Origin of the sequence: Bradyrhizobium sp. ARR65, from assembly GCF_000472385.1 — a bacterium.
GTDB lineage: Bacteria > Pseudomonadota > Alphaproteobacteria > Rhizobiales > Xanthobacteraceae > Bradyrhizobium.
This window is the reverse complement of sequence record NZ_AWZU01000037.1, coordinates 1-18,206: the sequence shown is the minus strand read 5'-3', so window position 1 is coordinate 18,206 and position 18,206 is coordinate 1. Positions and strand designations below refer to the sequence as shown.

Below are 18,206 nucleotides of genomic sequence, written 5' to 3'. Positions count from 1 at the left end.
TCCTGACCGCGATGACATCGACCGATCCAGCGTTATCCGCCACGCGCACCACCTGTCCCTATTGCGGCGTCGGCTGCGGCGTCCTGGCGACGCCCGACGGCAAGGGCGGCGCGACCATCGCCGGTGATGGCGAGCATCCCGCGAATTTCGGCCGGCTCTGCTCCAAAGGCTCGGCGCTCGGCGAGACGATCGGGCTGGACAGCCGCTTGCTCCATCCGATGATCCGCTGCAAGGGCTCGCTCGAGCGCGTCGCCTGGCCCGATGCGCTCGATCACGTCGCCCATCGGCTCAAGCACATCATCGCCCGCGATGGCGCCGATTCTGTCGCCTTCTATCTCTCAGGCCAGCTCCTGACGGAGGACTATTACGTCGCCAACAAGCTGATGAAGGGATTCATCGGCTCGGCCAATGTCGACACCAATTCGCGTCTCTGCATGGCATCGTCCGTAGCCGGCCACCGCCGTGCCTTCGGCGCCGACACCGTGCCCGGCTGCTACGAGGACCTCGACGAAGCTGATCTTTTGGTGCTGGTCGGCTCCAACGCCGCCTGGTGCCATCCGATCCTCTATCAGCGCATGCTCGCGAACAAGCAGAAGCGCGGCGCGCGCGTGGTGGTGATCGATCCGCGCCGCACCGACAGCGCAAGCGAGGCCGACCTGTTCTTAGGGTTGAGGCCCGGCACCGACGCCGCGCTGTTTTGCGGGCTGCTCGTGCATCTTGCCGACAACGGCGCGCTCGACAAGAGCTACATCGAATCTCACACAGTGGGCCTTGACGAGACCTTGGTGCGTGCGCGCGCCATCGCCGGCAGCCTCGCCGCGACCGCGCTCGCGACGGGCTTGCCGGAAGGTGATGTCGCGGCATTTTTCCAGATGTTCGCGAGGACCGAGCGCGTGGTCACGCTCTATTCGCAAGGAGTGAACCAGTCGGCACAGGGCACGGACAAGGTCAACGCCATCCTCAACTGCCATCTCGCGACGGGGCGGATCGGCAAGGTCGGCGCCTCGCCGTTCTCGCTGACCGGCCAGCCCAATGCGATGGGCGGGCGCGAGGTCGGCGGTCTCGCCAATCAGCTCGCCGCCCATATGGGTTTCACGCCGCCGGACATCGACCGCGTGCGGCGGTTCTGGAAGGCGCCGCGCATCGCCACTCATGAGGGACTGAAGGCGGTGCAGATGTTCGAGGCGATCGCGCGCGGCGAGATCAAGGCGCTGTGGGTGATGGGCACCAACCCCGCCGTCTCGCTGCCCGACGCCGATGTCGTGCGCGAAGCCTTAAAGAAGCTCGAGCTCTTCATCGTCTCGGAAAATGTTCGAGAGAATGACACTGTCACTGCCGGGGTGCAGGTACTGCTGCCGGCGCTCGCCTGGGGCGAGAAATCTGGCACGGTCACCAATTCCGAGCGGCGCATCTCGCGCCAGCGCGCCTTCCTGCCCGCGCCCGGCGAGGCGAGGCCTGACTGGTGGATCATGTGTGAAGTCGCCAAGCGCCTCGGTTTCGGCTCGGCTTTCGACTTCAAATCCGCCGCCGAGATTTTCCGCGAGCATGCGGCGCTCTCCGCCTTCGAGAACAACGGCAGCCGCGATTTCGATATCGGCGGCCTGAAGGAGCTGTCGGACGAGGCGTTCGATGCGATGTCGCCCATGCAGTGGCCGCTGCGTCGGGGCGAGCTCGAGCCGCAGCGCCGGTTTTTTGCCGACGGCAGGTTTTATGCGACCGACCACAAGGCGCGATTCGTCGCGCCGGAGGTGCCGGCGCTGCGCACCGAAACCAATGCCGGGCGGCCATTGCGGCTCAACACCGGGCGCATTCGCGACCAGTGGCACACCATGACCCGCAGCGGGCTGAGCCCGCGCTTGGGTTCGCATCTAGCGGAGCCGTTTGTCGAGATTCATCCTGATGACGCCAGCAGGTTCGGCATCATCGATGACAGTTTTGCGCGTGTTACCACCGACTATGGCCAGTGCATTCTGAAAGTTGTCGTCAGCGAGCGGCAGCAGCGCGGCATGCTGTTTGCGCCGATCCATTGGAGCGCGGCGACGAGCTCGGGGGCGCGGGTCGGCGCGCTGGTCGCGCCCTTCACCGATCCTTATTCGGGTCAGCCGGAATCGAAATCGACACCTGTTTCGATTGCGCCCTACGAATATGTCTTTCGCGGCTTTGTGCTGTCGTGCAACGAGATCACGCTGCCGGACAATGTCTGGTGGGCGCGCGTCGCGGTGACCGGCGGCTATGGCTATCTGTTCGCCGACAATGGCGATCTGGCCCGCTGGCCGGCCTGGCTGCGCAACATCGCCGGCGATGACCTTGCCGAGTACAGGGACTTCGGAGGCGGCGTCTACCGCGCGGCATGCTTTGCCGGCGAGCGGATCGATACCTGCCTGTTCGCCGGTCCTGCACATGACGCCGGCGATTGGGATGTGGTCAAGACCATGTTCGCGCAAGCTGCGCTCGATGATGCGGCGCGCGCCATGCTGCTCTCGGGCCATTCCAGCGAGGGGCTTGCCAGCACGGGCCCGATCGTCTGTGCGTGCTTCGGCGTTGGCCGCGCCACCATCTGCGATGCGATCGCAGGCGGTGCGGCCACTGCGGCAGAGATCGGCGCAAAGCTGAAAGCCGGCACCAATTGCGGCTCCTGCGTGCCCGAATTGAAACGCCTGATTGCGCAGGCGGGGGCGGTTTCGGAAAAGGCCCGTGTCGCGGGCGCGGCTGGCTGATTTGCCTCCGTCATTCCGAGGCAGTCCCGAAGCGACTGAACCCGGAATGTCGCGCCCCAACCTCCAGATTCCGGGATCGCCTCTTCGAGCCGCCCCGGAATGATGGGATGCGCAGAGCTCGCTAATCGACGCGCTGAGCGAACTCCTCTATGGTACGCCTGCTTGAAATGCAGGTACTCGACAAAAATGCTCTATCTGGAAACGCCGCCGCGGCTGATCGAGACACGCGTGTTCTCGGCGATGCCGCAGGAATTTCGCCGCAAAGAAGGGACCGAATGGGCCGATGCCAATCGTCCCGGCCTTGCGACGGACTGCTTCATCGAAGGCCCGTCCTTCGATGCGGCAGGCAACCTTTACATCGTCGACATTCCCTTCGGCCGTGTTTTCAGAATCTCGCCCGGCGGCGCATGGACGCTGGTGGTCGAGTATGACGGCTGGCCGAACGGGCTGAAGATCGACGCGGGCGGCCGCATTCTCGTTGCCGACTACCGGCACGGGCTGATGCAGCTCGATGCGAAAGCCGGGCGCATGCTGCCGTTGTTGCGCTCGCGTAATTCGGAATCATTTCGCGGCTGCAATGATCTGCACATCGCTTCCAATGGCGACATCTATTTCACCGATCAGGGCCAGACCGGCTTGCACGATCCGAGCGGGCGGGTCTATCGCCTCGCAGCCAGCGGCCGGCTCGATTGCCTGCTCAACACCGGCATCAGCCCGAACGGGCTGGTGCTAGACGCAAGCGAAACGGTGCTGTTCGTGGCGATGACGCGGGACAACGCGGTGTGGCGGCTGCCCTCATGAAGGATGGCAGCGTCTCCAAGGTCGGCCGCTTCTGCTCGCTGTTCGGCACCAGTGGCCCCGACGGCATGACCATGGACAGGGCGGGCCGCCTGTTCGTCGCGCATGCCTCGCTCGGCCATGTCTTCGTGTTCGCAGCGAATGGCGAGCTGGTCGCGCGCATCAAATCCTGCGCCGGCCATAGCTGCACCAACGTCGCGATCGGCGGGCCGAACCGTGACCGTCTCTTCATCACGGAATCCGCGAGCGGTACGGTGCTGGTCGCGGACCTCAATGAACTGAATTGAGAGAGGCGCGTTACCGCATGGCTTGTGCTGAAACTGGTCGACCGCAGGTTCAGTCCACCTCTCCCCGACGGGGAGAGGTCGGCGCGCAGCGCCGGGTGAGGGACCGCATCTGCACGATAGACTTTACCCCTCACCCGGATCGTATCATGCGGATGCGATCCGATCTCTCCCGATGGGAGAGGTGAACGGAGCTCGACGTCACCATGAGATCGCATCCCTTCGGCAGCACTGGCGCAAGCGCGTCCGTAATCGGACAAGGCACCTGGTACATCGATAGCGGCGACCGCAAGGCGGCGGTGGCCGCGCTTCGCCGCGGCGTCGAGCTTGGCATGACCCATATCGACACCGCCGAAATGTATGGCGATGCGGAACTGGTGATTGCGGAAGCCATTGCCGGCCAGCGTGACGGATTGTTTCTGGTCTCGAAAGTGCTGCCAAGCAACGCCTCGCGCAAGGGCACCATCACCGCCTGCGAGCGCTCACTCAAGCGCCTGAGAACAGATTATCTCGATTGCTATCTCCTGCACTGGCGCGGCTCTTACCCGCTTGCCGAGACGGTCGCGGCGTTCGAGGAACTCGTGCGTGCCGGAAAGATCCGAAGCTGGGGCGTCAGCAATTTCGATGAAGGCGATCTCGACGAGATGCTTGACGTCGCGGGTGAGGGGAAGATCGCCTGCAACCAGGTGCTCTATCATTTGAAAGAACGTGCGATCGAGCATGCAGTGGTGCCCTGGTGCGAAAAGCATCAGGTGGCGGTCGTCGCCTATTCCCCGTTCGGCCACGATGACTTTCCGACGCCAGGGAGCAAGGGCGGCGAGGTGCTGCGACAGATTGCGCAGGCGCACGGTGCAACGCCGCGCCAGGTCGCGCTCGCGTTCCTCACCCGTAAACCTACGGTGTTTGCGATTCCGAAGGCCTCGAGCGCGGAACATGCGGCGGAAAATGCCGCTGCCGTCGATCTCGCCTTGAGCGAAAGCGAGATTGCGGCGCTGGATCGGGCCTTTCCGCGCGGCCCGAAACCGCGCAGCCTGCCGATGTTGTGAGGGGCTCGGTCATTCCCCGCGAATGCGGGGAATCCAGTATGCCGCCGCTTCTCCTTCACGAGCCTCTGGAATACTGGACGGCCTGGCATCTTGATGTGAACACGCGCTTCTGCCGGGCGATGACGAAACGAAGCATCCGGTAGCGGCGCAACACACGTTTCTTAACGAAACCTTTCAACGGCTGGCGCATATCGGCGTCCTGTTTTCGGGTGTTGCCGACGCGCGCCGATTGGCGTTTCTTGGGCCTTCTCGATTCGTTTGTTTCCTCGCCGAGTTTCGCCGTGACGCCGCCGCCCGCCGCTGCCGCAAGGCGCGACAGTGCATCCATTGCCTTGCCGGAAAAGACCTTGCCGAAACGGGGAACCGCCGCGCGGGCTCGCGCGCCGGCGCGTACGGATCATCCCTTCAAGGGCATCGCGCTGATCCTGCTGTCGACGATTTTTCTCGGCACCTCCGATGTCACGTCAAAATATCTGTCGGCCACTTTGCCCTCGGTCGAGATCACCTGGATCCGCTTTGTCATCTTCGTGCTGATCATGGCACCGTCGATGCTGCCGGGTACCCCGCTTTATGCGCTCAAGACCGAGCGGCTTGACCTGCAATTGCTGCGAGGCGCAGCTCTGCTCGGCTCGTCGTTGCTCTTCATCTCGGGCCTGCGCTACCTGCCGATAGCGGTCGCCTCCGCCACCAGCTTCGTGTCGCCGCTCTTTGTCACGGCGCTGTCGATCATTTTCCTGTCCGAGCGTGTCGGGCTGCGCCGCTGGCTCGCGACCGCATTCGGCCTGATCGGCGTGCTGATCGTTCTGCGGCCGGGAACAAGCGCCTTCAACCTGGCGGCGTTTTTTCCGATCGTCTCCGCGCTGTGCTGGGCGCTCACGCTGGTCATGACGCGCATGATGAGCGGCCGCGAGCACGCCATCACTACCATGACCTATTCGGCGCTTTCGGGCCTCGTCATCCTCACCGCGCTGGTTCCCTTCGTCTGGGTTACGCCGAGCTGGCACGACATTCTGTTCGGCATCATCGTTGGCGTCGCCTCGACAGCCGGCCAATGGATTGTCGTGCTGGCCTTTCGCTATGCCAATGCATCAGTGCTGGCGCCGTTTTCCTACACCCAGTTGGTGTGGGTGAGCTTTCTCGGCTTCCTCGTCTTCGGCGAGGTGCCCGATGTCTGGACCGTCACCGGCGCGGCCTGCATCGTCGCCAGCGGCCTTTACACCGCCCATCGCGAGCGCGTGCGGCGCTCGCAGGTCCTGGTGACCGCGGTCGAGCCGGCGCCGAACGCGTAAACCAGAGCGATGTCCCACGCGATGGGTTTCGCGGAGCCCGTCATCGGCGCGCGTTCGCGACCGGTTGGTTCAACCCATCCTTCCCGCTATAACAAGAGCATTGGAGGAAATCGGTCCATGATAACACTCACACAAAAAGACGTCCTGCCTGAGGACGGCACCCGCGGTACACTCGTCGGGCGCATTTGGTTGCCGCGGGTCGGCGGTCCAGCCGTGGTGGCGGTTCGCGACGAGGGCGTGTTCGACGTCACTGCGCGATTTCCGACCGTGAGCGCGCTGTGCGATGAAGAAGATCCGGCGCAGGCGCTGCGCGGCGTTAAGGGCGAGCGCATCGGGCAGTTCCATGAGCTGCTGGCCAATACGCCGCCCGACCGCCGCGACCGGCAAAAACCCTGGCTGCTCGCGCCGGTCGATCTGCAGGTCTTGAAGGCCGCCGGCGTGACCTTTGCCATCTCGATGCTGGAACGGGTTATCGAGGAGCGGGCGCGCGGCAACCCAGCCTCCGCCGAGGCTATCCGCAAGGAAGTCGTGCGGCTGGTCGGCGACGATCTTTCAAAGCTCAAGCCGGGATCTGCGGAAGCGATGCGGCTGAAGGAAGCGCTGATCGAGCACAACGCCTGGAGCCAGTATCTGGAGGTCGGCATCGGTCCCGATGCGGAGGTCTTCACCAAGGCCCCCGTGCTATCCTCCGTCGGCACCGGCATGGATGCCGGACTGCATCCCAAATCGACTTGGAACAATCCGGAGCCGGAGGTCGTGCTCGCGGTCTCGAGCCGCGGCCAGATCGTCGGCGCGACGCTCGGCAATGACGTCAATTTGCGCGACTTCGAGGGCCGCTCTGCGCTGCTCCTGTCCAAGGCCAAGGACAACAACGCCTCCTGCGCCGTCGGCCCTCTCTTGCGTCTGTTCGATGCGACGTTCTCGCTCGACGACGTGCGCAGGATGGACGTGGGGCTGACCGTGACCGGGCAGGACGGCTTTGTGCTCGACGGTCATTCCTCAATAGCCAAGATCAGCCGCGATCCCATCGACCTCGTGACCCAGACCGTGGGGCCGGTGCATCAATATCCCGACGGCTTTGCGCTATTCCTCGGCACGATGTTCGCGCCTGTGAAGGACCGCGATGCACCGGGGCAGGGCTTTACCCACAAGCGCGACGACATCGTTACCATCGCCGCGCCGCAGCTCGGCAAGCTCGTCAACCGCATGCGCCCCAGCGACGAATGCGAGCCGTGGACGTTTGGCGTCGGGGCGTTGATGAAGAATTTGGCGGAGCGAAAGCTTCTTTGACAGCCGGCTCAGGCAGAGTTCTGCGGGGCTGCGAACGGCGGGTCGAGCCCGCGCATGACGGGTCTTTATCTGGAGGGCACCCGGCGTCCCGACCAAACAGAGTGATTTTGCCCGTCGCGTTAATCTGCCGCAGGCCGTCGGCTTGCACCGTCGGGCAAATCACCGCCATCGTCTCGCGCATCGTGTCCCGGCAAGAGGGGCGTTACGGCCGATCGTCACGAAACGTGGGGCAGGGTGCGGTGGACGTGNTGGTGTTGATGGACGAGCAGCACTTNTNGCGGACGGCGAAGTCGTGTGGTCCTGGCGCGCCCATGCAGGCGCCAAGTTGGCGACGATGCTTAATGCTCGCGCCGGCGACGGTGGCAACAAGCTGGTTCACCGGGGAGAGTACGAAGTAAGCCGTAAACCATCGCGCAGGGAAGGCCGGTGTGATTCCGCCTTACCTGTGGTCAACGCGCTTCGCGCAAATTCTTTTGCGCGGAGGCCCCGGGTGCAAGCGGCCACCCGGCCTTTCCTGCGCCCTCTGTACTCCCGGAGGGTCAAAGAGATGCAAAGCTCGGGTGCGAACAGCGCCGCGAGAATGCGAGACATGTCTTGCACCGTCATTCCGGGGCGATGCGCAGCATCGAACTATGGTGCGCAATTGCGCACCCTGAGAATCTCGAGATTCCGGGTTCGCCTCCTCGAGGCGCCCCGGATGACGGCGGAGCTGGCTAAAATCGAACTGGGGACGACGGTGAGCATCACACCGGCAGCGCGATGGAATACTTCACCTGGCTCAATGCAAAGCTCGACTCGATCGAGGCGATGCCGTCGAGACGCGTCAGCTTGTTCTTCAGGAACGCTTCGTAGGAGGACAGGTCGGCGGCGACCACGCGCAACAGATAGTCGCGGTTGCCGGTCATCAGGTAACATTCGAGGATCTCATCCCATTTCGAGATCGCGCGTTCGAAGCGCAAGAGATCCTCCTCCTTCTGGCGCGCAAGCTTGATGGAGATGAAGACAGAGACATGGAGGCCGACCGATTTCTGGTCGACGGTTGCGATGTAGCGGGTGATCACGCCGCGCTCTTCCAAGAGCTTCACTCGACGGTGACAGGGCGAGACGGAAAGCCCGACCTTGTCGGCCAGCTCCTGCATGGTCATGCGGCCGTCGGTTTGCAGAAGCGAGAGGATTTTTCGGTCGATGGCGTCGAGGGCAGGCATTGGGATAAACTCGATCAAATGTGGGCCTGGTTGGGAAGTTATACTAATTAGACCGGCCCATGCGCGAAAAATTGAGAATTTTCCTGCCCGTCCCAGGACTAACATGGCGCTATCACTCGAGTCCCGGAGGCGACGCCATGGCCATCGAACCCGCACGTCTGGAAACATTGTCGGCGCTGGCCCGCAAGGTGCTGTGGCTGTCGTCCTGGACCATTCATCACGCCAATCACATCCGCCCCAACAAGGATGGCTTAAAGGTCGGCGGGCATCAGGCCTCGTCCGCCTCGCTCGCCACCATCATGTCGGCGCTCTATTTCTCGGTGCTGCGACCTGAGGACCGTGTCGCAGTGAAGCCGCATGCGAGTCCGATCTTTCACGCCATTCAATATCTGTTCGGACGCCAGACCCGCGACAAGCTGGAGAATTTTCGCGGCTTCAAGGGCGCGCAGTCCTATCCGTCGCGCACCAAGGACACCGACGATGTCGATTTCTCCACCGGCTCGGTGGGGCTCGGCGTCGCGCAGACGCTGTTCGCTTCGCTGGTGCAGGATTACGTCAAGGCGCATGGCTGGATGAAGGATCGCCGCGAAGGGCGCATGATCGCGCTGGTCGGTGATGCCGAGATGGACGAAGGCAACATCTTCGAGGCGCTGCTCGAGGGGTGGAAGCACGGCCTGCGCAACACCTGGTGGGTGGTCGACTACAACCGCCAGAGCTTAGACGCCGTGGTGCGCGAGGGCTTGTGGGAAAAGTTCGAGACCATGTTCCGCAATTTCGGTTGGGACGTGGTGATCGTCAAATACGGCAACCTTATGCGGAGGGCCTTTGCCGAGCCCGGCGGCGAGGCGCTCAAGCGCTGGATCGACAATTGCCCGAACGCGCTCTATTCCGCGCTCTGCTTCCAGGGCGGCGCCGCCTTCCGCAAGCATCTTCAAGATGAGATCGGTGATCAGGGCGTCGTGTCAGCGCTGATCGATCGCCGCAGCGATGATGAGCTGCTCGCGCTGATGTCCAATCTCGGCGGCCACGACATGGCGAGCATGATCGAGGCATTCGAGGCGATCGATCACGATCGCCCGGTCTGCTTCATCGCCTACACCATCAAGGGCATCGGCCTGCCGTTCCAGGGCCACAAGGATAATCACGCAGGCCTGATGACGGTAGCGCAGATGGAGAAATGGCGCAGCAGCCAGAACATCCGGCCCGGCCATGAGTGGGACAGGTTCGAGGGCCTGGCGCAGGATCCGTCCGTGCTGGAGGCATTCCTGCAAGATGTGCCGTTCAACCGCGACAGCCAGCGTCGCCTCAGCGCGCCCGCGATCGAGGTGCCGCGCGAGCTTGCGTTCAAGCCTGCCGCGCAGATGTCGACCCAACAGGGCTTCGGCCTCGTGCTCAACGAGATCGCGCGCGATGACAGTGCGCTCGCCGCGCGCATCGTCACGGCCTCACCCGACGTGACCGTGTCGACCAATCTCGGTGCCTGGGTCAACCGTCGTGGCCTGTTCGCGCGCGCGGAGAAGGCCGACACCTTCCGCAGCGAAAAGATTCCGTCGACCTATAATTGGGACGCCTCGCCAAAGGGTCAGCACATCGAGCTCGGCATTGCCGAGATGAACCTGTTCATCCTGTTGTCGGCGCTTGGGCTGTCGCACCAGATCAATGGCGAGCGGCTGCTGCCGGTCGGCACGCTCTATGATCCGTTTATCGAGCGCGGCCTCGATGCGCTGAACTATGCCTGTTACCAGGATGCGCGCTTCCTGCTGGCGGCGACGCCGTCGGGCATCACGCTCGCGCCGGAAGGCGGTGCGCATCAGTCGATCGCAACGCCCTTGATCGGCATGGCGCAGGACGGGCTTGCCTCGTTCGAGCCGGCCTTTGTCGATGAGCTCGCCGCGATCATGGCCTGGGGGTTCAAATATATGCAGCGCGAAGGCGGCGAGGGCGGCTCGGTCTACTTGCGGCTGTCGACGCGCACGATCGAACAGCCGCAGCGGCTCTTGGCTCCCGAACTGCGGGAGGCCATCACCGAGGGCGCTTATTGGTTGCGCAAGCCCGGTCCCAACGCCGAGGTCGTGGTCGCCTATACCGGCGCGGTCGCGCCTGAGGCGATCGAGGCGACCGGCTTCATCGGCGAGAGCCGCCGCGACGTCGGGCTGCTCGCGATCACCTCGGTCGACCGTCTGCATTCGGGGTGGGCCGCCGCGCGGAATTTGCGACGTGACCGCCGCGGCGTGCAGCATTTGAGCCATATCGAAAAGCTGCTCGCGCCGCTGCCGCGCGATTGCGGCATCGTCACCGTGATCGACGGCCATCCGGCCGCGCTCGGCTGGCTCGGCAGCGTCCGCGGCCACCGTGTCGAGGCGCTCGGCGTGGAGCATTTCGGCCAGACCGGCTCGATCGATGAGCTTTACCGGGCCTACGGCATCGATGCCAACGCTATCATCGATGCGGCGGAAAGCCTCACCGCCGGCGCGCCCGTGATGCACCGCAAAATGGCGGTGTGATGGGAGTGGAAAGAACATCAATGTCGCCGCCGCGAACGCCGGGGGCCATAACCGCAGGGAGAAGTTGTTGGAATGCGGCATCGGCCGCGAATGATACCGAATGATATGGAGAAATTTCGCGGTATGGGTCCCGGCTCGCGCTTCGCTCACTTGTCCGGGACGACGGTGATCTTGCCACCATCATGCTCCCGCTCTTATATCCAGCACCTGCCGCATCGCAGGCGTCCGCATATGGCGGGTTCAACTGGTCTGGCTTTCGTGCAAGGATAGTTGCCGAACGCTTTAGCTTCCCATCCGTTCGCACTGAAATCACGAGGTTTTCGATGGTCAACCGTCTGCAATTCTATATCGATGGCGCCTGGGTCGATCCGGTCGTCAAGAAGTCCACGCCCGTCGTCAGCCCGGCCACCGAAGAGGCGATGTATGAGGTTGCGCTGGGCTCGAAGGCCGATGTCGACAAGGCGGTGGCCGCGGCAAAACGCGCGTTCGAGACCTATTCGCAGACAAGCAAGGAAGAGCGCGTCGCGCTGCTCTCCAAGATCATCGAAATCTACAAGGGGCGCGCGAAAGAGATCGGCGCCGCCATTTCGGACGAGATGGGCGCCCCATTGCCGATGGCGGAGCGGCTGCAGGCCGGCGCTGGGCTCGGCCATTTCGTCTCCACTCTCGAGGTACTGAAGAACTATCACTTCGAGGAGCCGGTCGGCACCGCCGTGGTGCTGCGCGAGCCGGTCGGCGTGGTCGGCATGATCACGCCCTGGAACTGGCCGATGAACCAGATCGCCTGCAAGGTCGCCCCTGCGCTCGCCGCGGGCTGCACCATGATCTTAAAGCCCTCCGAGTTCACGCCGACCTGCGCGTTGATCTTCGCCGAGATCCTGCATGAAGCCGGCGTGCCGAAGGGCGTCTTCAACCTGGTCAACGGCCTCGGCCCCGAGGTCGGCGCCGCCATGAGCGAACACCCTGACATCGATATGATTTCGTTCACCGGCTCGACCCGCGCCGGCATCGATGTGGCCAAGCGCGCCGCGCCGACCGTGAAGCGCGTCAGCCAGGAGCTCGGCGGGAAGTCGCCGAACATCATCCTGGAGGATGCCGACTTCACCAAGGCGGTGACCGGCGGCGTCGCGCACATGTTCAACAATTCCGGGCAGTCCTGCAACGCGCCGTCGCGCATGATCGTGCCGCTGTCGAAGATGAAGGAAGTGGCCGCGATCGCCAAGGCGGTGGCGGACAAGACCAAGGCCGGCGATCCCCGCGGCGAAGGCACCACCATCGGTCCGGTGGTGAACCGCACGCAGTGGGACAAGATCCAGGCCTTGATCAAGAAGGGCATCGACGAGGGCGCAACCCTGGTCGCGGGCGGTCCGGGTCTGCCGGAGGGCGTGAACAAGGGCTTCTATGTGCGGCCGACCATCTTCGCCGACGTCACCAACGAGATGACGATTGCGCGTGAGGAGATCTTTGGGCCGGTGCTCACGATCATCGGCGCCAAGGACGAAGCCGACGCGGTGCGCATCGCCAACGACACGCCGTACGGCCTTGCCGGCTACGTCTCGGCCGGCACGGTCGAGCATGCTCGCAAGGTCGCTCGGCAGATCCGCGCCGGCAACGTCAACCTGCAGGGCTCACCCAACGACCGCACCGCGCCCTTCGGCGGCTACAAGCAGTCCGGCAACGGCCGCGAATGGGGCAAGTACGGCCTCGAGGAATATCTCGAGGTGAAGGCGGTTGCGGGTTACAACGCGGTGTAAGCGGAGTGAAGTCATTCCGGGTTCGCTCGCTAACGCGAGCGCCCCGGAAAGACGAAATCATCCCCCAAGCGCGCCTTGCGTGTTCACATAGAGCGCGTAGATCGATTGGCTCGCGGCCATGAACAGGCGGTTGCGCTTCAAGCCGCCGAAACAGACATTGGCGCAGCGTTCGGGGAGTGCGATGCGGCCGATCGGCGCGCCGTCGGGCGCGAACACCATGACGCCGTCGAGCTCCGCCGTGCCCATGCCCCAGCCGCACCAGAGATTGCCGTCGACATCGCAGCGCATGCCGTCGGGCGTGCCCGGGCCGGCATCGATCAGCACGCGCTTGTTGCTGAGCCTGTCGCCGGAAGGCGAGACGTCGTAAGAGAGAATCTTGCGGTTCGGCACGCCGCGGGATTCCACGACGTAGAGGATTCTTTCATCAGGCGAGAAGCAGAGCCCGTTGGGTCCGAGCACGCCTTCCGCGACGATCGAGGCTTTGCCGGTCTCCCCGTCGATGCGGTAGACGTTGGCATCGATCTCCTGCTCCGCCTTGTAGCCCTCGTAGTTGCCGAGCAGGCCGAAGATGGGGTCGGTGAACCAGATCGAGCCGTCGGACTTCACCACGACGTCATTCGGCGAGTTCAGCCGCTTGCCATCAAAAGAGTCCATCAGCACGGTGATGGAACCGTCATATTCGGTACGCACGACGCGGCGGCCGCCATGCTCGCAGGTGATCAGCCGCCCCTGGCGGTCTCGGGTATTGCCGTTGGCGAAGTTGGAGGGTTTGCGGAAAATGCTGACGGCGCCGGTCTCCTCCTCCCATTTGATGATGCGCTGGTTGGGAATGTCGCTGCACAACAGATAGCGGCCGTCGCCGAACCAGACCGGGCCCTCGGCCCAGCGCAAGCCGGTGGCCAGCCGTTCGACGGCCGACAATTTCAGCCAGTATTTTTCGAACCGGGGGTCGAGCGCATGGATGGCGGGGTCGGGATAATAGCTTGCCGGCCGCCAGCCTTGTCCATGAGGAGAAGCTTCGGCATGGGACGTTGCATCGGACATTTGCAATTCTCATTGTTGCGTTTCCTCGATCGTTGAGTTTGCTATCATCGTCGGCGGGCGACCGCAAATCGGTCGCCGTCAACAATGAGGGAAGGCGAGGGAAGAAATGCCACGTATTTTGATGACCGGCGCGGCGGGGGGAATCGGCACGTCACTGCGCAAGCTGTTGCCGCCGATCTATCCAGACCTTGTGCTCAGTGACATCAAGAAGCCCGCGGATCTCTCTCCCAACGAGACATTCAAGGCGGCGGAGCTATCCGATCCCGCGCAAGTCGAGGCGATCTGCGAAGGCATCGACGGCATCCTGCACTTCGGCGGCTATTCCGTGGAGGGGCCCTGGGACACCATCCTGCAGTCCAACATCATCGGCTGCTACAACCTCTTCGAAGCCGCCCGCAAAAAGGGCGTCAAGCGCGTGGTGTTCGCCTCATCCAATCACGCGGTCGGCTTCTATCCGCGTTATCACCGCATCGGCACTGACGTGACCACGCGGCCCGATAGTCGTTATGGGGTAAGCAAGGCCTTCGGCGAGGCGGTCGGCGCCCTCTATGCCGACAAGCACGGGATCAAGGTGACCTGCATCCGCATCGGCAATTTCGGCCACAAGCCGATCGACCACCGGCGCCTGTCGATCTGGCTCAAGCCCGAGGATCTGGTGCAGCTCTGCCGGATTGGGCTCGAACATGCCGACATCCACTTCGAGATCCTGTACGGCGCCTCGCACAACGAGCGCTCCTGGTGGGACAATCACCGCGCCTACGATCTCGGCTATCGACCCACGGGGCGCGCGGAGGATTTCGCCGCGCACGCGTTTGCCGAACAGGCAAAACTGCCGCCCGACCCGGTCGGCGACTTTTATCAGGGCGGGGCGTTCTGCGGCATGGAGTTTTCCGGCGACATGAGCCGGATCTTCGATTGAAATGATCAGTTGTTTACGTCGCTGCAGGACCGCTAACCCAGGTTGTCATTCCGGGGCGCGCCAACAGGCGCGAACCCGGAATCTCGAGATTCCGGGTTTCGCTCGCATTCGCCAACGCCCCGGAATGACGGTGAACAAGGAAAGACGAATATGACCGACGGATTGCGCAAGGGACTGACCAGCTATGGCGATGCCGGATTCTCGCTGTTCCTGCGCAAGGCCTTCATCAAGGCCATGGGCTATTCCGACGACGCGCTGGATCGCCCGATCGTCGGCATCACCAACACATATAGCGACTATAATCCCTGTCACGGCAATGTGCCTGACATCATCGAAGCCGCCAAGCGCGGGGTGATGCTCTCGGGCGCCATGCCCTTCGTGTTCCCGACCATCTCGATCGCGGAAAGCTTTGCGCATCCGACCTCGATGTATCTGCGCAACCTGATGGCGATGGATACCGAAGAGATGATCCGGGCGCAGCCGATGGATGCCGTGATCGTGATCGGCGGCTGCGACAAGACGCTGCCGGCGCAGATCATGGCCGCGGTCTCTGCCGATCTGCCGAGCGTGGTGATCCCGGTCGGTCCCATGGTGGTCGGGCATCACAAGGGCGAGGTGTTGGGCGCTTGCACCGATTGCCGCAGGTTGTGGGCGAAATACCGCGCCGGCGAGATCGACGGCCAGGAGATCGAGGCGGTGAACGGGCGCCTCGCGCCGTCCGTCGGTACCTGCATGGTGATGGGCACGGCCTCCACCATGGCCTGCATTACCGAGGCGCTCGGCCTGTCGCTGCCGATGAGCGCGACCATCCCCGCACCCCATGCCGAGCGTTTTCGTCTGGCCGAGGCCAGCGGCAAGGTCGCAGCCGCGATGGCGGCGGCCAAAGGGCCGCGGCCGAGCGAAATCCTCACCGAAGCCTCGTTCCGCAATGCGCAAGTCGTGCTGCAGGCGATCGGCGGCTCGACCAACGGGCTCATCCATCTGACCGCGATCGCCAACCGCACGCCGCATCGCATCGATCTCGACGCCTTCGACAGGATCGGCCGCGAGGTGCCGGTGCTGGTCGATCTCAAGCCGTCCGGCGAGCATTACATGGAGCATTTCCACCATGCCGGCGGCGTGCCGAAGCTGATGAAGCAGCTCGGCAGCCTGATCGACCTCGATGCGAAGACGATCGCGGGCGGGACGCTGCGCGACGTGGTCGCCGCAGCGGAAGAGGTCCCCGGGCAGGATGCGATTCGCGGACGTGACGATCCGATCAAGCTGGAAGGCGGGCTCGCCGTCCTGCACGGCAATCTTGCGCCGCGCGGGGCGGTGATCAAGCATGCCGCCGCGACGCCGAAACTGCTGCAGCATACCGGGCGCGCGGTGGTGTTTGAATCCGTCGAGGACATGACGCTGCGTGTCGACGACCCCGATCTCGACGTGAGCGCCGATGACATACTGGTGCTGCGCAATGCCGGGCCGAAGGGAGCGCCGGGCATGCCGGAAGCAGGCTATCTGCCGATCCCGAAAAAGCTCGCGCGCGGTGGGGTGAAGGATATGGTGCGCATTTCGGATGCACGCATGAGCGGCACCGCCTTCGGCACCATTGTGCTGCATATTACACCGGAAGCTGCTGTCGGCGGCCCGCTGGCGCTCGTGAGGACCGGCGACATGATCCGGCTCGATGTCGCGGGGCGCAGCATCGATCTGTTGGTCGAGCCTGCGGAGTTGGAACGGCGCCGAGCGGCGCTCAAGCCGCCGGCGACGCCGGACTGGGCCAGGCGCGGCTATGCGCACCTGTTCAATGAAACGATCCTGCAGGCTGACGAGGGCTGTGACTTCGATTTCATGCGGCGCAGCGGAAAATAGCTGGCGGCGCTTCCCTCTCCGGGGGATTCCGGATGGTCAATTGACAATCCGGCAAACGCGATGGGATGATCCCGAAAAATCAAAACCGGGGAGGGAACGATGGCTATTGCGGCCAAATTCGTCCGTGGGCTGATCGCGCTCGCGGCGGTGTGCTTTGCTGCGTGTGCAAATGCGCAGGATGTGAAGCATTACCGCTTCGCCCACGATCAGCAGCTCAATTCCGGCTACAGCATCGCCTACGACATCTTCTCCGCAAAGCTCAAGGAGTTGAGCAAGGGCGCCATGCTGGTCGACCAGTATCCCGGCGCGCAGCTCGGGCAGGAGCCGCAGATCCTGCAGCTTGTCAAGTCCGGCGACATTGATTTCGCAATCGTCTCCTCCGCCAACACCTCAACCATCTCGCCCCAGGCCGGCGTGATGTCGCTGCACTTCCTGTTTCGCGACGAGGACCACATCGTCAAGGCACTCGGGGACGAAAAAGTGTTTGCCGCGATCCGCGATATGATTGACCAGACCGTGCAGGGCATTCACGCGATCGGGCTAGGCACCCAGGGCTTCCGTTACGTCTACGGCAGGAGGGAGGTGCACAAGGTGCAGGATCTCAAGGGCTACAAGGTCCGCGTGCAAGCGACGGCCACCGAGGACACTATGTTCCCGGCCTATGGCGCGCAGACGGTGCACATGCCTTTCGGCAGCGTCTACACCTCGCTGCAGACCGGCGTCGTGGATTTCGCCGAGAACGGCGAGAATGTCTATCTCATCAATCGACATTATGAAGTCGCGCCAGTGCTGTCGCTCACCGAGCACGAAGCCAATAATGCGATCCTCTGGATCAGCGACAAACTCTGGCAGAGCTTGTCGGCCGAGCAGAAGCAATGGGTGATGACGGCGGCGCGCGATGTCAGCACGCAAGAGCCCAAGCGCGGCTTCGAGCTGGAACATGCGGCAGGGGCCAAGCTCGAGAAGATGGGCGTCAAGATCGTCAAGGACGTCGACAAGGGCGGCTTCCGGAAGATCGCCGATCCCTATCTCGACAAGCTCGCGCACGATCTCGGGCCGCATGCGGAGAAGATCAAGGACCTGATCCGGTCGATCAATTGACACGGAGGTCATCATGCCCGGGCTTGTCCCGGGCATCCACGTAACTTCACCCGAGCACGAATGCGTGGANGGCCGGGACAAGCCCGGCCATGACGCAAGCGGATGCGGTGGGGGAGCGCTTAGCGAATGTCCATCGCCGACAAACTGGTGTTGCAGCGGCAGCGTCATTTGAAATGGCGGGCGCTGGACCGGCTCGAACTGGTGCTGATGATCCTGTGCGGCGTGCTCTGCTTCGGCTTTTCGCTGTCGGTCACCGCCGACATCATCACGCGAACGAGCGGCCATCCCTGGCTGTGGCTGCAGGAAGTCACCTCGACGCTTTTCATTTACGCGATCTTCATCGGCGCCGCGGTGGCCACGCGACGCAACGATCATCTCTACCTCACCGCGATTTCCGAGGC

13 protein-coding genes and 1 pseudogene are annotated in these 18,206 nt (G+C 63.5%); 11 read left to right on the top strand and 3 right to left on the bottom strand.

Annotated elements, in window-relative coordinates:
• The first annotated feature begins 11 nt into the window (after nucleotides 1-11).
• From F758_RS0130605 to F758_RS0130595, 3 genes and pseudogenes are all read left to right on the top strand, one after another.
• Entirely contained in the window at nucleotides 12-2,717 is a 2,706-nt protein-coding gene (locus F758_RS0130605; protein WP_024511478.1) for a nitrate reductase, read from the top strand.
• Nucleotides 2,718-2,903: 186 nt separating this feature from the next.
• Nucleotides 2,904-3,802 (top strand): annotated as a pseudogene (locus tag F758_RS44760) (SMP-30/gluconolactonase/LRE family protein).
• A gap of 203 nt (nucleotides 3,803-4,005) precedes the next feature.
• Nucleotides 4,006-4,845 (top strand): aldo/keto reductase, encoded by an 840-nt coding sequence (locus tag F758_RS0130595; RefSeq protein WP_024511477.1) that lies wholly within the window; start codon nucleotides 4,006-4,008, stop codon nucleotides 4,843-4,845.
• A gap of 55 nt (nucleotides 4,846-4,900) precedes the next feature.
• On the opposite strand, the gene F758_RS0130590 is transcribed toward F758_RS0130595, so the two are convergent.
• Complete coding sequence (locus F758_RS0130590; protein WP_024511476.1) at nucleotides 4,901-5,173, bottom strand: hypothetical protein; 273 nt, start codon at nucleotides 5,171-5,173, stop codon at nucleotides 4,901-4,903.
• Between the two features lie 4 nt (nucleotides 5,174-5,177).
• Here F758_RS0130590 and F758_RS0130585 point away from each other — a divergent pair, with 4 nt between their 5' ends.
• Nucleotides 5,178-6,134 (top strand): DMT family transporter, encoded by a 957-nt coding sequence (locus tag F758_RS0130585; RefSeq protein WP_024511475.1) that lies wholly within the window; start codon nucleotides 5,178-5,180, stop codon nucleotides 6,132-6,134.
• A 117-nt stretch (nucleotides 6,135-6,251) separates the two neighbouring features.
• A complete protein-coding gene (locus tag F758_RS0130580) occupies nucleotides 6,252-7,424 on the top strand; it encodes a fumarylacetoacetate hydrolase family protein (protein WP_024511474.1) in 1,173 nt (390 codons plus the stop codon).
• A 743-nt stretch (nucleotides 7,425-8,167) separates the two neighbouring features.
• Here the strand turns inward: F758_RS0130580 and F758_RS0130575 are convergent.
• Nucleotides 8,168-8,629, bottom strand: a complete 462-nt coding sequence (locus tag F758_RS0130575; protein WP_024511473.1) for an Lrp/AsnC family transcriptional regulator — start codon at nucleotides 8,627-8,629, stop codon at nucleotides 8,168-8,170.
• A 137-nt stretch (nucleotides 8,630-8,766) separates the two neighbouring features.
• Between F758_RS0130575 and F758_RS0130570 the strand changes: the two genes are divergently transcribed.
• On the top strand, nucleotides 8,767-11,133 hold the full coding sequence (locus F758_RS0130570) for a thiamine pyrophosphate-binding protein (protein ID WP_024511472.1): 2,367 nt from the start codon (nucleotides 8,767-8,769) through the stop codon (nucleotides 11,131-11,133).
• A gap of 323 nt (nucleotides 11,134-11,456) precedes the next feature.
• On the top strand, nucleotides 11,457-12,887 hold the full coding sequence (locus F758_RS0130565; protein ID WP_024511471.1) for an aldehyde dehydrogenase family protein: 1,431 nt from the start codon (nucleotides 11,457-11,459) through the stop codon (nucleotides 12,885-12,887).
• A 57-nt stretch (nucleotides 12,888-12,944) separates the two neighbouring features.
• Here F758_RS0130565 and F758_RS0130560 read toward each other — a convergent pair whose 3' ends face one another.
• The gene (locus F758_RS0130560) at nucleotides 12,945-13,931 is read right to left on the bottom strand and encodes an SMP-30/gluconolactonase/LRE family protein (protein ID WP_024511470.1); all 987 of its coding nucleotides are present in this window, start codon (nucleotides 13,929-13,931) and stop codon (nucleotides 12,945-12,947) included.
• 106 nt (nucleotides 13,932-14,037) lie between these two features.
• Between F758_RS0130560 and F758_RS0130555 the strand changes: the two genes are divergently transcribed.
• The 4 genes from F758_RS0130555 to F758_RS0130540 all read left to right on the top strand — a co-directional run.
• Nucleotides 14,038-14,850: an NAD-dependent epimerase/dehydratase family protein gene (locus F758_RS0130555; protein WP_024511469.1), complete on the top strand. Its 813-nt coding sequence runs from the start codon at nucleotides 14,038-14,040 to the stop codon at nucleotides 14,848-14,850.
• Nucleotides 14,851-15,000: 150 nt separating this feature from the next.
• Nucleotides 15,001-16,704 (top strand): IlvD/Edd family dehydratase, encoded by a 1,704-nt coding sequence (locus F758_RS0130550; RefSeq protein ID WP_024511468.1) that lies wholly within the window; start codon nucleotides 15,001-15,003, stop codon nucleotides 16,702-16,704.
• Nucleotides 16,705-16,803: 99 nt separating this feature from the next.
• Nucleotides 16,804-17,805, top strand: coding sequence for a TRAP transporter substrate-binding protein (locus tag F758_RS0130545; RefSeq protein WP_157450212.1), 1,002 nt, complete (start codon nucleotides 16,804-16,806; stop codon nucleotides 17,803-17,805).
• Nucleotides 17,806-17,931: 126 nt separating this feature from the next.
• Nucleotides 17,932-18,206: TRAP transporter small permease (locus F758_RS0130540; protein ID WP_024511466.1), on the top strand; the 275-nt coding region annotated here is incomplete at its 3' end.

Bases quoted from the DNA above. Each gene is read 5' to 3' on its own strand.
- F758_RS0130605 (WP_024511478.1), top strand. From the start codon at position 12: ATGACATCGACCGATCCAGCGTTATCCGCCACGCGCACCACCTGTCCC.
- F758_RS0130595 (WP_024511477.1), top strand. From the start codon at position 4,006: ATGAGATCGCATCCCTTCGGCAGCACTGGCGCAAGCGCGTCCGTAATC.
- F758_RS0130590 (WP_024511476.1), bottom strand. From the start codon at position 5,173: ATGGATGCACTGTCGCGCCTTGCGGCAGCGGCGGGCGGCGGCGTCACG.
- F758_RS0130580 (WP_024511474.1), top strand. From the start codon at position 6,252: ATGATAACACTCACACAAAAAGACGTCCTGCCTGAGGACGGCACCCGC.
- F758_RS0130575 (WP_024511473.1), bottom strand. From the start codon at position 8,629: ATGCCTGCCCTCGACGCCATCGACCGAAAAATCCTCTCGCTTCTGCAA.
- F758_RS0130570 (WP_024511472.1), top strand. From the start codon at position 8,767: ATGGCCATCGAACCCGCACGTCTGGAAACATTGTCGGCGCTGGCCCGC.
- F758_RS0130565 (WP_024511471.1), top strand. From the start codon at position 11,457: ATGGTCAACCGTCTGCAATTCTATATCGATGGCGCCTGGGTCGATCCG.
- F758_RS0130560 (WP_024511470.1), bottom strand. From the start codon at position 13,931: ATGTCCGATGCAACGTCCCATGCCGAAGCTTCTCCTCATGGACAAGGC.
- F758_RS0130555 (WP_024511469.1), top strand. From the start codon at position 14,038: ATGCCACGTATTTTGATGACCGGCGCGGCGGGGGGAATCGGCACGTCA.
- F758_RS0130550 (WP_024511468.1), top strand. From the start codon at position 15,001: ATGACCGACGGATTGCGCAAGGGACTGACCAGCTATGGCGATGCCGGA.
- F758_RS0130545 (WP_157450212.1), top strand. From the start codon at position 16,804: ATGGCTATTGCGGCCAAATTCGTCCGTGGGCTGATCGCGCTCGCGGCG.